This window comes from Streptomyces sp. NPDC087859 (assembly GCF_044742595.1).
Lineage (GTDB): Bacteria > Actinomycetota > Actinomycetes > Streptomycetales > Streptomycetaceae > Streptomyces > Streptomyces canus_F.
In genome coordinates this window covers 498,350-510,264 of record NZ_JBIUUU010000004.1, presented here as the reverse complement: position 1 = coordinate 510,264, position 11,915 = coordinate 498,350, and the positions used below count along the sequence as shown (strand labels likewise).

Annotated in this window: 13 protein-coding genes; 8 read left to right on the top strand and 5 right to left on the bottom strand. The window is 71.4% G+C overall.

Going from position 1 to position 11,915, the window contains the following annotated elements:
* Window positions 1–4: 4 nt before the first annotated feature.
* Window positions 5–490, top strand: a complete 486-nt coding sequence (locus ACIOHP_RS12460) for a roadblock/LC7 domain-containing protein (RefSeq protein WP_401886260.1) — start codon at window positions 5–7, stop codon at window positions 488–490.
* 25 nt (window positions 491–515) lie between these two features.
* The gene (locus tag ACIOHP_RS12455; RefSeq protein WP_307029752.1) at window positions 516–890 is read left to right on the top strand and encodes a hypothetical protein; all 375 of its coding nucleotides are present in this window, start codon (window positions 516–518) and stop codon (window positions 888–890) included.
* 3 nt (window positions 891–893) lie between these two features.
* Here ACIOHP_RS12455 and ACIOHP_RS12450 read toward each other — a convergent pair whose 3' ends face one another.
* The 3 genes from ACIOHP_RS12450 to ACIOHP_RS12440 all read right to left on the bottom strand — a co-directional run bounded on the left by ACIOHP_RS12450 (window position 894) and on the right by ACIOHP_RS12440 (window position 4,380).
* Window positions 894–1,487 (bottom strand): hypothetical protein, encoded by a 594-nt coding sequence (locus ACIOHP_RS12450; RefSeq protein ID WP_361485417.1) that lies wholly within the window; start codon window positions 1,485–1,487, stop codon window positions 894–896.
* Window positions 1,488–1,582: 95 nt separating this feature from the next.
* Window positions 1,583–2,503: a MurR/RpiR family transcriptional regulator gene (locus ACIOHP_RS12445; protein ID WP_401886256.1), complete on the bottom strand. Its 921-nt coding sequence runs from the start codon at window positions 2,501–2,503 to the stop codon at window positions 1,583–1,585.
* Window positions 2,500–4,380 (bottom strand): aromatic amino acid ammonia-lyase, encoded by a 1,881-nt coding sequence (locus tag ACIOHP_RS12440; protein ID WP_401886252.1) that lies wholly within the window; start codon window positions 4,378–4,380, stop codon window positions 2,500–2,502. The genes ACIOHP_RS12445 and ACIOHP_RS12440 overlap by 4 nt, the downstream gene beginning before the upstream one ends.
* A 141-nt stretch (window positions 4,381–4,521) precedes the next feature.
* Between ACIOHP_RS12440 and ACIOHP_RS12435 the strand changes: the two genes are divergently transcribed.
* The 5 genes from ACIOHP_RS12435 (at window position 4,522) to ACIOHP_RS12415 (ending at window position 8,318) form a co-directional block, all read left to right on the top strand.
* Complete coding sequence (locus ACIOHP_RS12435) at window positions 4,522–5,559, top strand: ATP-binding cassette domain-containing protein (RefSeq protein ID WP_361538042.1); 1,038 nt, start codon at window positions 4,522–4,524, stop codon at window positions 5,557–5,559.
* Window positions 5,556–6,197: an ABC transporter permease gene (locus tag ACIOHP_RS12430; protein ID WP_401886247.1), complete on the top strand. Its 642-nt coding sequence runs from the start codon at window positions 5,556–5,558 to the stop codon at window positions 6,195–6,197. Before ACIOHP_RS12435 ends, ACIOHP_RS12430 begins: the two co-directional genes overlap by 4 nt.
* Complete coding sequence (locus tag ACIOHP_RS12425; protein WP_361485407.1) at window positions 6,197–6,859, top strand: ABC transporter permease; 663 nt, start codon at window positions 6,197–6,199, stop codon at window positions 6,857–6,859. Before ACIOHP_RS12430 ends, ACIOHP_RS12425 begins: the two co-directional genes overlap by 1 nt.
* Window positions 6,860–6,869: 10 nt before the next feature.
* Window positions 6,870–7,802 (top strand): ABC transporter substrate-binding protein, encoded by a 933-nt coding sequence (locus tag ACIOHP_RS12420; protein WP_361538046.1) that lies wholly within the window; start codon window positions 6,870–6,872, stop codon window positions 7,800–7,802.
* Window positions 7,803–7,889: 87 nt separating this feature from the next.
* Window positions 7,890–8,318 carry a hypothetical protein gene (locus ACIOHP_RS12415; RefSeq protein WP_351693288.1) on the top strand — a complete coding sequence of 143 codons (429 nt, stop codon included), beginning with the start codon at window positions 7,890–7,892 and terminating at the stop codon, window positions 8,316–8,318.
* A gap of 9 nt (window positions 8,319–8,327) precedes the next feature.
* Here ACIOHP_RS12415 and ACIOHP_RS12410 read toward each other — a convergent pair whose 3' ends face one another.
* Window positions 8,328–9,089, bottom strand: a complete 762-nt coding sequence (locus tag ACIOHP_RS12410; protein ID WP_401886240.1) for an SDR family oxidoreductase — start codon at window positions 9,087–9,089, stop codon at window positions 8,328–8,330.
* A gap of 150 nt (window positions 9,090–9,239) precedes the next feature.
* Between ACIOHP_RS12410 and ACIOHP_RS12405 the strand changes: the two genes are divergently transcribed.
* Entirely contained in the window at window positions 9,240–10,094 is an 855-nt protein-coding gene (locus ACIOHP_RS12405) for a helix-turn-helix transcriptional regulator (protein ID WP_401886237.1), read from the top strand.
* A 342-nt stretch (window positions 10,095–10,436) separates the two neighbouring features.
* On the opposite strand, the gene ACIOHP_RS12400 is transcribed toward ACIOHP_RS12405, so the two are convergent.
* On the bottom strand, window positions 10,437–11,825 hold the full coding sequence (locus ACIOHP_RS12400) for a cystathionine beta-synthase (RefSeq protein ID WP_361485400.1): 1,389 nt from the start codon (window positions 11,823–11,825) through the stop codon (window positions 10,437–10,439).
* Window positions 11,826–11,915 lie beyond the last annotated feature (90 nt).

Sequence of the window (11,915 nt, the reverse complement as noted above, 5' to 3'; positions counted from 1 at the left end):
CCTGATGGCGGCCGAACCCGAAATCCTGGACGAGCTGCGCCGGTTGCGGAGCCGGGTGCCGCACCTCACCGGCGCGCTGGCGGCGAGCGTGGACGGACTCGTCATCGCCCAGGACACACCCGGTGTCGAGCCCGAGGGCATGGCCGCGCTGACCGCCGCCGCGCTCGGTGTCTCCGTACGGCTGGCCGACGCGACCGGGCAGGGCGACTTCCGCGAACTGCTGGTGCGCGGGGCCTACGGCTACGTGTCGACGTACTCGGCGGGCCGCACGGCCGTCCTGACCCTGCTCGCCCAGGACGGCGTGAGCATCGGGCGGCTGCATCTGGAGGGCCGGCGCGCCAGTGCCCGCATCGGGGAGCTCGTCGACTCCCGGACCCCCGTCGAGACACCCGCGAAACCGGTCCGGGCGCCCGCCCGGACCACCACCCCACGAACGAGAACGGCGCGCACGCCACGTACCACCAACGCGCGCACATCCACGGAAAGTTGAACCCGACCCAGAGGGGCACACCACCATGGCCAACACCGAAACCTGTCTGAAGGAAGCTCTCGCCTCCATCGAGGGCGCGACCGGAGTCGCCCTCGTGGACTACACCAGCGGTATGGCGCTCGGCACGATGGGCGGCAGCAAGAGCTTCGACCTGAACGTCGCGGCCGCCGGTAACACCGACGTGGTGCGCGCCAAGATGCGCACCATGGAGCACCTGGGGCTCAAGGGACAGATCGAGGACATCCTGATCACCCTGTCCGACCAGTACCACCTGCTCCGTCTGATCAGCGGCCGCGGCGGCAACGGACTGTTCATCTACCTGGTCCTGGACGCCAAGCGCGCCAACCTGGCGATGGCCCGCCATCAGCTGCGGAAGATCGAGGAGGACCTGGAGGTCTGACGCTCAGACCAGTGCCGCGGCGCGGCGGCGCGCCCCGCCCGGGGCTGCGTCGCCCGCCGCGATGCCGGTGCCGCGGTACGCCTTGACCGCCTTGCCGGCCGGGCGTCCGCCGCGTGCGTCGAGCCAGTCGACCCGCACCCACAGCAGGGCCTCCTCGGCCCGCTCGCGCCGCCCGAGCCACGCGGCCTTCAGCCACAGTCCCACGCCGGTCCCGGCGAGCAGCATGCCGCCCGCCGCGGGGACGACGAAGGAGCTGCCCAGCGCGGCCGCGAAGGCGAGCAGCAGCCACCAGCGGTGGCCGCGGCGCCAGTTGCGTACGGTCACCGCGCGGTCCTGGAGCACATCGTGCTTTCCGGCGCGGGCGGCACCACGGGTCAGGGCGGTGTAGCGCCTGCGACGGCGGTACGCCACGAGGGCCGCCGCGACGATGAACAGCGCCGCCCCGGCCAGGACGCCGATCCGGCGCCCGGTCAGCCCCGGCACCAGGACGCCCACACCGGCCGCGAACACCCCGGCCCACCACAGCGGCGCGGCTCCCGCGCGCACCACCACGGCCACCCGGGCCAGACCTTGAGCTCTGCGATCTCCGCGTGCCACGTTCCGCCTCCTCGTCGCTCTGGCACAGTCCTTCGGCGGCGCAGAATAGTAAGCGAACGTGAGACGCGCCTTAAAGAGTCGTCATGGACGGGTCGTCATTCCACGAAAAGTCCCCGCGCCGCCGCCCGCGCGTCGAACTCCTCGAGCCGCGCCTGGGCATCGGGCAGGTCGTCGCACATCGCCTCGAGAAGCACCCGCCCGAGCAGCATCGGCGCGCACGCGGTGTCGAACGCGAGCCCGGTGCCCACGGCGGCCGGCAGCAGCAGGTCGGACACCTTGGCGACCGGCGCGAACGCGGAGTCGGCGACGGTGACGACGGTCAGCCCGGCCTCCTTCGCGTACCCGAGGGTGTCCACGACCTCCCGCGGATGCCGGGGCAGCGCGAAGCACAGCAGCGTCGAGGCGCCCGCGCGGACGGCGGCGTCGATCCGGTCGTGGATCATCGTGCCGCCCTCGTGGAGCAGCCGTACGTCCGGATGGACCTTGGCGGCGAAGTACGCGAAGCCGTACGCCTGGGAGGCGGCCGCCCGCAGGCCCAGCACCGGCAGCGGACGCGAGGCCGCGAGGAGCCGGCCGGCCTTCTGCACGGGCCGCGGGTCGGCGAGCAGGTCCGCCAGGTGCCTGAGGTTCTCGATCTCGGCCTCGACGGCCTGCTGGTATTCGTTGTACGACGCCGAGGCCGCCGTCTGTTCGGCGGGCGCGACCTCGCGCAGGTGCTTGCGCAGGGCCGGGTAGCCGTCGAAGCCGAGGGCGACCGCGAAGCGGGTGACGGACGGCTGGCTGACCCCGGCGAGCTCGGCCAGCTCGACGCTGGACAGGAACGGCACGTCGGCGGCGCGCCGCACCATGCTGTGCGCGATGCGCCGCTGGGTCGGTGTGAGCCGGTGCCCCTCGAAGAGCGCCTGGAGCCGTGCGGCCGGGCTGTCGGCCACGGCCGTGGCCCTCTCGCCGGCGCGCTCGGCACTCGGCTCGCCACCGTGCTCGCCGCCCCGCTCCACGGCCTTCTCCGCGCTCATGACTCGCTCCCCCTCCAGATGTCCGTGAACCGGTCGAGCAGTGCGGTCGCCGCCGTCACGTCGTCGGTGAGCGGCCGGTCGGCCTGGTCCTCGTCGAGCACCGACATGGCGAGCTCCAGCGCGCGGCCCACCGGGAGGTCCGGGTCGGGGCCGAGGTCGCGCTGGCGCAGCGCCCGTACGGCGGCGACGAGTTCGCAGCCCACCACCAGACGGTACGCACCGCACGCCCGCAGTGTCTGACGTGCGGCGAGCGAGGCGAAGCTGGCCTGTTCCTCGACGCCCCGGGAGAGTACAGCGTGCCCGAGCGAGGCGGGTGCCGAGAAGGCCCGCAGCTCGCCGAGGGCGGCTCCGGCGGCGTACTCCAGGATCATCACGCCGGAGGAGGCGGGTTCGTGGTCGGCGAGGAAGGGGCGCAGACGGGTGTAGGCGGGTTCGTTGAGGGTGGACAGCCGTGACGTCGACAGCCGTGCGACCTGGGTCAGCGCCAGCCTGAAGTGGTCCAGGGCGAGGGCGAGTTGGGCCTGGTAGAAGCCGCCGTGATGGTAGGCGGCCATGTCCTCGGGGGTGATCAGCGGGTTCTCCGCGGCCGCGTTGATCTCGATCGCGACGACCTCCTCCAGGGCGTCGGCCGCGTCATGGGCGGGACCGTGGATCTGGGGCAGACACCGGAAGCCGTACGGGTCCTGGATCCGCCCCAGCGGCGGGGTGGGCCGCTCGTCGGCGCCGATCAGCTCCCGCATGCGCCGGGCGACCTCGGAGGACCCCCGGTGCGGCCGGGCGGCGTGCACGGGCGCCGCGTACGCCTCGTGCGACCCGTCCACGGCGAGCAGCGACAGCGCCCCGACGACCTGCGTGGCCTCCAGCAGCCCCCGCAACTCGTGCAGGGCGAGGGCGGCCTGACCGAGCGTGAGGGCGTTGCTGCTGATGAAGGCGAGGGCGTCGTTGTTGTCGAGGAGCTGCGCCTCGGGCGCACCGACCGAGCCTCGGAGCTCCCTGGAACCAGCCGCACCGAGCCCGGCGGAGGCGCCGCGCGGTCCCGGGCCACCTGAGACACCGCGCGAGCCCGAGCCACCGGAGACGCCCGCACCCCGCTCACCAGGAGCGTCCGCACCCCGCCCGCCGGAGCCCTCCACACCTGCCCGGCCGGAACCACTCGCGCCTGACATGCCGGCGGCGCCCGGCCCGCCGGAAGTGTCGGCGCCGAGCCCTCTGGAAGGCCCGGTCAGACCCGCCCCACCGGAGGCATCCACGCCGGGCCCACCGCGAACGCCGCCGCCGAGCCCGCCGGAGGTTCCGCCCGCACCGAGCCCGTCGAAGGTGCCGGCAAGACCCCCGGCCGCTCCCGTCGCTCCCCGCCACGGGTGCTCCCCCGCCAGTGCCAGCCCCACCTGGGCCAGCGCGGCGATGTCCCCGGTCCCCACCGAGCCGAACTCGTTGACGACCGGATACGCCCCGCTCTCCAGCGCCTCGCACAGCGCGGTGACCACGGTCGGGCGCAGACCCGCGCCACCGGCCAGCAGCTGGTTCGCACGGACGGCGAGCATCGCGCGGACCTGCCTCGCCGGGAGCTCCTCCCCGATCGCCCCGGCATGGCTGCGCAACAGCCGCAGCCCGTGCTCCGCGGCCGCCTCGGTGGGCACGGACTCGTTCCGGTTGGCGCCGACGCCGGTGGAGCGGCCGTAGACGCGTCCGGTCGCGGCGATCTGCCGGGCCGCGTCCCAGGACTCGGTCACCCGCTTCATCGCATCGGTCCCGGGCACCGGCCGCGCGACCCCGTCGGCGAGCCGCACGACGTCCGCGACGCCGAGTCCGATCCCGTCGAGGACCACCAGACCGGTGTGCACAGAACCTGGCGTGTCCACGATTCGAGACGACATCAAGCCCAAACTCCCCTCAATCAGGACACACGATCTTGTCTGCCGGTCATCCGTTACGTCGGATTTACATCAACCCGTTGACAAGTTATTCAGCTACAGAGAACTCTGCATGACGTTATACAGCCGGGCAAGGGACATCTCATGATCCAGTTCGACGCGGTCCACAAGCGCTTCCCCAACGGCACGACAGCAGTCCACGACCTGACCCTCGACATGCCGGAAGGCGGCGTGACCGTCCTCGTCGGATCCTCCGGTTGCGGCAAGACGACCACCCTCAGGATGATCAACCGGATGGTCGAGCCGACCTCCGGCACCATCAAGGTCGGCGGCAAGGACATCACCCGCCAGGACGCGGCCGAACTGCGCCGCTCCATCGGCTACGTCATCCAGCAGGCCGGCCTCTTCCCGCACCGCACGGTGCTCGACAACATCGCCACCGTGCCACTCCTCCTCGGCCACGGCCGCAAGAAGGCCCGCGCCCGCGCCGCCGAGCTCCTGGAGACCGTGGGCCTCGCACCGGACGCCGGCCGCCGCTACCCGCACCAGCTCTCCGGCGGCCAGCAGCAGCGCGTCGGCGTGGCCCGTGCCCTCGCCGCCGACCCGCCGGTCCTGCTCATGGACGAGCCGTTCGGCGCGGTCGACCCCGTCGTACGCACCCAGCTCCAGGACGAACTCCTGCGGCTCCAGAAGGAGTTGGGCAAGACCATCGTCTTCGTCACCCACGACATCGACGAAGCGGTCCGGCTCGGCGACCGCATCGCCGTCTTCCGCACCGGCGGCCACCTCGTCCAGTGCGCCACCCCCGCCGAACTCCTCGCCCGCCCCGCCGACGACTTCGTGGCCGACTTCCTCGGCGCCGAGCGCGGCCTGAAGCTGCTCTCACTGAAGACCCTGGCGAACGTCCCGCAGGGCCCCGCGCCCGAGGGCGGCACGTGGTCCCTCGTCCTCGACGCGGCGGACAAGCCCCTGCGCTGGGCCTCGAAGGACACCGAGATCCCCGTACGACCGCTGACCGACAACGATTCCCTGCTGTCGGCCCTCAACGAGTCCATCGCCTCCCCCACCGGCCTGATAGCCCGCGTCGACGCGGCAGGCGTCCTCACCGGCGTCTCCTCCCGCGACGACATCCACGCGCACGCGGGCCAGGCACACACCGAGGCCAGGGTGGTGACCGCATGACCATCGACTGGTCATGGATCGGCGACCACACCGACGACCTCACCACCCTCACGATCTCCCATCTGCAGGCAGCCCTCGGCGCCGTCTTCTTCGGCGTCCTGATCTCGCTCCCGCTCGCGGTGATCGCCCATCGGATCCGGCCCCTGCGCGGCTTCCTGCTCGGCGTCTCCAACGTCCTGTTCACGATCCCGTCGATCGCGATCTTCGTGCTCCTGCTGCCGGTCAGCGGCCTCACCCGCACCACGACCGTGATCGGTCTGACCGTCTACACGCTGGTCGTACTGCTCCGGAACACCGTCGAGGGCCTCGACTCGGTCCCCGTGAAGACCAAGGAGGCGGCGAAGGCGATGGGCACCCGCCCGCTGCGCACCCTCCTCACCGTCGAGTTCCCGCTCGCGCTCCCCGTGATCATGGCGGGCGTCCGCATCGCGACGGTCATGTCGATCTCCCTCGTCTCCGTCGCGACCTACATCGGCGACGGCGGACTCGGCCAGCTCTTCACCGACGGCTTCCAGCGCAACTTCCCGACGCCGGTGATCGTGGGCGTGGTCCTCACGATCCTCCTCGCGGTGGCCGCGGACGCCCTGCTGGTCGCCCTCCAGTACGTCCTCACCCCGTGGAAGAGGCGGCGAGCCTGATGTACGAACTCTTCAAGAACCTCGGCACCTGGCTGACCAGCGGCGCGAGCTGGTCCGGCTCGGACGGCATCGCCCACCGCCTCGCCGAGCACCTCCAGTACTCGCTCCTGGCGACCCTCATCGCGGCCGCGATCGGCCTCCCCCTCGGCCTGCTGATCGGCCACACCGGCAAGGGCGCCTTCATCGCGATCAACCTCGCCTCCTTCGGCCGCGCCCTGCCGACCGTGGGCCTGGTCGTGCTGGTCTTCCTGGCCGGCGGACTGTCGATGCTGCCGGTGTACGTCGCCCTGGTCGCCCTCGCGGTCCCGGCGATCGTCACCAACACCTACGCCGGGATGACCGCGGTCGACCCGGACGTCCGCGACGCCGCCCGCGGCCAGGGCATGCGCGGCCACCAGATCCTGTTCCAGGTCGAACTGCCGCTCGCCCTCCCCCTGGTCATGACGGGCCTGCGCCTGGCGCTGATCCAGGTCGTCGCCACGGCGACCATCGCCGCCTATGTCTCCTTCGGCGGCCTCGGCCGCTACGTCTTCGACGGCCTGGCCCAGCGCGACCTCGTACAGGTACTCGGCGGCGCGGTACTGGTCGCCGTCATCGCCGTCGTCCTGGACCTGGCCCTGTCCGGCCTCCAGCGCTTCCTCTTCCGCCACCGCACTGCCTAGGGACCCCTCGATGAACCGACGCACTCTCCTCGGCGGCCTCCTCGCAGCGGCCTCCGTCCCCGCCCTGACCTCCTGCGCGGGCGGTATCACCTCCCTCGACGGCGAAGGCTCCGGCACCGGCGGCGGAGGCGGCTCCAGCAAGGACGGAGTCACCATCGGCACGGCCAACTTCACCGAGAACCAGGTACTGGGCTACCTCTACGCGGCCGTCCTGGAAGCGGCCGGCGTGAAGGTCAAGGTCCGCCCCAACCTCGGCACCCGCGAGATCCTCATCCCCGCCCTCAAGGGCGGCGACATCGACCTGCTGCCCGAGTACCAGGGCGCCCTCCTGCACTACCTCGACCCGAAGGCGACGGCCACCGAGGAGGGCGAGATGCAGAACGCCCTCGCCGTCGCGCTCCCCGCCGGGCTCCAGGTGCTGCCGTACGGCATGGCCGAGGACTCCGACGCCTTCGTCGTCACCCGGGAGACGGCACGCAAGTACGGCCTGACCTCCCTCGCCGACCTGCGCAAGCAGAACGGCAAGCTCGTCATCGGCGCGGCGCCGGAGGTGAAGAAGCGCCAGGTGGGCGTGATCGGCCTCAAGGACGTCTACGGGGTGGAGTTCAAGGAGTTCAAGTCCCTGGACTCCTCCGGCCCCCTGGTCAAGGGCGCCCTGAAGAAGGGCGACGTGGACGTGGCGAACCTCTTCACCACGGACACCGACATCGTGGCCAACGACTGGGTGGTGCTGTCGGACCCCAAGAACCTCATCCCCGGCCAGCACATCGTCCCCCTCATCGCCGACCGCAAGGCCGACTCGGCGGTCCGCAAGGCCCTCGCCCGCCTCGGCAACGTCCTCACCACGGCCCAGCTCACCGAGCTCAACCGCCAGGTCGACAAGGACAAGAAGGACCCGGAGGACGTGGCGAACACCTACGCGACCCAGCACGGACTGAGCTGACCGCGGGGCCGAACCCGACCATCAACACGGGGGATATCCCCAGTGCGGCGGGCGTCGGCGCTGCCTAACTTGGATCCCATGAGCGGAATGGACGCGCGGGACGCCGACCTGAAGAAGGAACTCGACGCCACCCTGCAGGCCCGCAGGGAACTGGGCGAGGAGTACGAGTCCGCGCTGGTCGACTCCTTCCTCGAGAAGGTCGACCAGCGCATCGACGGCGCGGTGGAGCGCCGGGTGCGCCGGCAGATGGCCGAGCAGCAGATGGTGGTGGCCCGGGGCTCCCGGTCGCCGAAGCCGACGGACTCCTGGGGGGAGCGCTTCGGCTTCGGCATCGTCTCCATGGTCCTGGCGATCCCGCTGTCCGCGATCGGCGGCGGCATCGCCCACCTCCCGGGCCTCCTGGTCGCCTGGGCCGGCATCGTGGGCGTGAACGCCTTCCAGGCGGTCCGCACGAACCCGGAGCTGTTCCGGGGCCGCCGCCGTCACCACAAGGGCGACGACGCCTGGGAGGACTGACCGGACGGGTCACGCCTGCCGGGTCGGCAGCACCATGATCTGCCGCAGGTTGACGTGCCGGGGACGGCCGGCGACGTACGCGACGACGTCGGCGACCTCCTCGGCCGACAGCGCGCCCACCGCGTCGACCATCCCGCCGATCTGCTCCCGCAGCCCGTCGCTGTCGATGTGCGAGGCGAGCTCGGTCTGCGTCAGCCCCGGCTCGACGTTGGTGACCCGCACGTCACGCGGCCCGAACTCACCCCGCAGGGACTGCGAGAGATAGGTCAGCGCGGCCTTGGTGGCCCCGTACACCGCGTAGTTCGGGAACGTGATGTGCGCGCCGATGGACGAGATGTTCACGAGGTCCGCGGTCCGCCCCTCGGCGGCGGCGCCCACCAGATCCGCGGTGAAGGCCCGGATCATCCGCAGCACCCCGGTGACATTGGTGTCGATCATCCGCTGCCACTCGTCGACGCGCCCGTCGTCGACCGGGTTCGGCAGCATGACGCCCGCCGAGTTCACCACCAGGTCGACAGCCCCGTAGGCGCCACGGATCCGCTCGACGGCCGCGTCCACCGAACCGTCGTCGGTCACATCGGCGACCACGGCGAGCGCTTCCCCGCCATCGGCCCGGATCTTCTCGACGGCGGCGTCCAGCCGCTCCTGACGCCGCGCCAGCAGCGCGACCTTCGCACCCCGCGCCGCCAGAAGGACGGCGATGGCCTCACCGATCCCGCTCGCGGCCCCGGTGACGACGGCGGTACGGCCGGACAGATTCTCGTACGACATTGCGGTGCTCCTCAGTGACCGGAAGTCCGCCGGGCACCCCCGGCGACGACCACCACCCTGCGCCGCCCGGTCCGCCCTACCCAGGGATGCGCTTTTCCTGGGTCTGCCAGTACCAGGTTCACAGCCCGCCGCTCCCCTACGATCGAACTCATGGACGGGGACCTCGGAGACTTTCTGCGCACACGCCGTGCTCGTATCCAGCCGGAGGAAGTGGGGCTGCCCTCGCACGGGCGGCGCCGCGTACCCGGTCTGCGCCGGGAGGAGGTCGCGCAGCTGGCGGGCGTGAGCGTCGACTACTACATCCGTCTGGAACAGGGCAGAGGCCCTGGGGGCCCCTCCCGGACGAAGTCCGGGGGAGTCTCCGACGCCGTCCTGGACGCCGTCGCGCGCGTCCTGCGCCTCGACGAGACGGAACGCGCCTATCTGCACGCGGTGGCCCGCCCCCGTAAACAAGGCGCACGCCCGGCCGCGCCCCAGGTCCGCGCGGGCATCCAGCTGCTGCTCGACAGCATGGACCGCACCCCGGCCTTCGTCCTGGACCGCCGTATGACCGTCCTGGCCTGGAACGCCCTGGCCGACGCCGTCTTCGGCTACAGCGGTACGACCGCCGAGACCCGCAACATCCCCCGCCAGGTCTTCCTCGACCCCGCGGCCCACGACTTCTACCCGGAGTGGCAGGCGGTGGCCGCCCAGTCCGTGGCCCATCTGCGGGTCCAGGCCGGCCACCACCAGAACGACCGGCAGCTGACCGCACTCGTCGGCGAACTCTCCCTCAAGAGCGAGGACTTCCGCCGCCTGTGGGCCGACCACCAGGTCAGGGAGTGCGCCTACGGCGTGAAGCGCGTCCAGCACCCGGTCGCGGGCCGGCTGGTCTTCCCCTACGAGACGCTGACGCTCCCGGGAGAAGGGGACCTGACGCTGCTGGTCTACACGCCGGAGCCGGGGTCGGAGACGGCCGAGAGGCTGGCGCTGCTGGGGAGTTGGGCTTCCGCCGAGGTGCGTTGAGGGTCCCGGAAAAGGCTTTCGCGGGGACCGCCGCACCCCCGTTGCCGGGGGGCGGGACGACGGCGGTCCCCGCGAGGGACGCTGACCGGGTCAGGGCCGGGCCTCGCGTCCAAGGCGTCTGTGGAGGTCCGGGAGCCGCTCCGGAGGTCCTGTGACGCCGTTTGGGTGCCGGCCGGGGCGGGGAGCCGCTCCCGCCCTGCCGACATCCACTAATGTGCCCGACCCGTGTTAAGCGTGTGCTGCGTGGACGTGACGCGCTCGTACCACTTCCGCGAAGTCCACCACTTCGGTAGGCAAACGGAAGTCCGCCTGCCACCCCGCCGGTTCACCGGACGTTCACCGTCACTTCCCGCCCTTGGCGAGGAAGGCCAGCAGATCCTGGCGGCTGACCACCCCGGTCGGCTTGCCCTCGACGAGGACGATCGCCGCGTCCGCGGTACCGAGCACCGTCATCAGGTCGCCGACGGGCTCGCCGGAGCCGACCTGCGGCAGCGGCGCCGACATGTGCTTCTCCAGCGGGTCCTCCAGCGAGGCCCGCTGGGTGAACAGCGCGTCGAGCAGCTCCCGCTCCACGACCGACCCGACGACCTCCGCCGCCATGACGTCCGGGTGACCGGCGCCCGGCTTCACGATCGGCATCTGCGAGACGCCGTACTCGCGCAGCACGTCGATGGCCTGGCCGACGGTCTCGTCCGGGTGCATGTGGACGAGGGACGGGATGGCGCCGTGCACCTTGTCGTTGAGGACGTCGGCGACGCGGGCGCTGGGGCCCTCGTCCTCGAGGAAGCCGTAGTCGGCCATCCACTCGTCGTTGAAGATCTTGGAGAGGTACCCGCGACCGCTGTCGGGCAGCAGCACGACGACGACGTCGTCGGGACCGAGCCGCTCGGCCACCCTCAGCGCCGCCACGACAGCCATACCGCAGGACCCGCCGACCAGCAGCCCCTCCTCCTTGGCCAGGCGGCGGGTCATCTGGAAGGAGTCCTTGTCGGACACGGCGACGATCTCGTCGGCGACGGTCCGGTCGTAGGCGGTCGGCCAGAAGTCCTCACCGACGCCCTCGACGAGATACGGCCGGCCGGAGCCGCCGGAGTACACGGACCCCTCGGGGTCGGCGCCGATGACCTTGACCTTGCCGTCGCTGGCGTCCTTGAGGTAGCGGCCGGTGCCGGAGATGGTGCCGCCCGTCCCCACACCCGTGACGAAGTGGGTGATCTTCCCCTCCGTCTGCTCCCACAGCTCGGGGCCGGTGGAGTGGTAGTGGGAGAGGGGGTTGTTGGGGTTGGAGTACTGGTCGGGCTTCCACGCACCCGGCGTCTCACGGACCAGCCGGTCGGAGACGTTGTAGTACGAGTCCGGGTGCTCGGGGTCGACGGCGGTGGGGCAGACGACGACCTCGGCCCCGTAGGCCCGGAGCACGTTGATCTTGTCGGTGCTCACCTTGTCGGGGCACACGAAGATGCACTTGTACCCCTTCTGCTGGGCCACGATGGCAAGGCCGACGCCGGTGTTGCCACTGGTCGGCTCGACGATCGTCCCGCCGGGCTTGAGTGCGCCGCTCTCCTCCGCCGCCTCGATCATGCGCAGGGCGATGCGGTCCTTCACGGACCCGCCCGGGTTGAAGTACTCCACCTTGGCCAGGACGGTGGCCTGGATGCCCTTGGTGACGTTGTTGAGCCTCACCAGCGGGGTGTTGCCGACGAGACTGATCATCGAGTCGTGGAATTGCACCGTTGTCTCCGGATGCTGCAAAAGATGTGGTCTAAGTGTTCCGCCAGCCTAAAGCCCGGAGCGGTCGTTCACTCGCCGTTGAGATTGGAC

Bases quoted from the DNA above. Each gene is read 5' to 3' on its own strand.
- ACIOHP_RS12460 (WP_401886260.1), top strand. From the start codon at position 5: ATGGCGGCCGAACCCGAAATCCTGGACGAGCTGCGCCGGTTGCGGAGC.
- ACIOHP_RS12455 (WP_307029752.1), top strand. From the start codon at position 516: ATGGCCAACACCGAAACCTGTCTGAAGGAAGCTCTCGCCTCCATCGAG.
- ACIOHP_RS12445 (WP_401886256.1), bottom strand. From the start codon at position 2,503: ATGAGCGCGGAGAAGGCCGTGGAGCGGGGCGGCGAGCACGGTGGCGAG.
- ACIOHP_RS12440 (WP_401886252.1), bottom strand. From the start codon at position 4,380: ATGTCGTCTCGAATCGTGGACACGCCAGGTTCTGTGCACACCGGTCTG.
- ACIOHP_RS12435 (WP_361538042.1), top strand. From the start codon at position 4,522: ATGATCCAGTTCGACGCGGTCCACAAGCGCTTCCCCAACGGCACGACA.
- ACIOHP_RS12430 (WP_401886247.1), top strand. From the start codon at position 5,556: ATGACCATCGACTGGTCATGGATCGGCGACCACACCGACGACCTCACC.
- ACIOHP_RS12425 (WP_361485407.1), top strand. From the start codon at position 6,197: ATGTACGAACTCTTCAAGAACCTCGGCACCTGGCTGACCAGCGGCGCG.
- ACIOHP_RS12420 (WP_361538046.1), top strand. From the start codon at position 6,870: ATGAACCGACGCACTCTCCTCGGCGGCCTCCTCGCAGCGGCCTCCGTC.
- ACIOHP_RS12415 (WP_351693288.1), top strand. From the start codon at position 7,890: ATGGACGCGCGGGACGCCGACCTGAAGAAGGAACTCGACGCCACCCTG.
- ACIOHP_RS12410 (WP_401886240.1), bottom strand. From the start codon at position 9,089: ATGTCGTACGAGAATCTGTCCGGCCGTACCGCCGTCGTCACCGGGGCC.
- ACIOHP_RS12405 (WP_401886237.1), top strand. From the start codon at position 9,240: ATGGACGGGGACCTCGGAGACTTTCTGCGCACACGCCGTGCTCGTATC.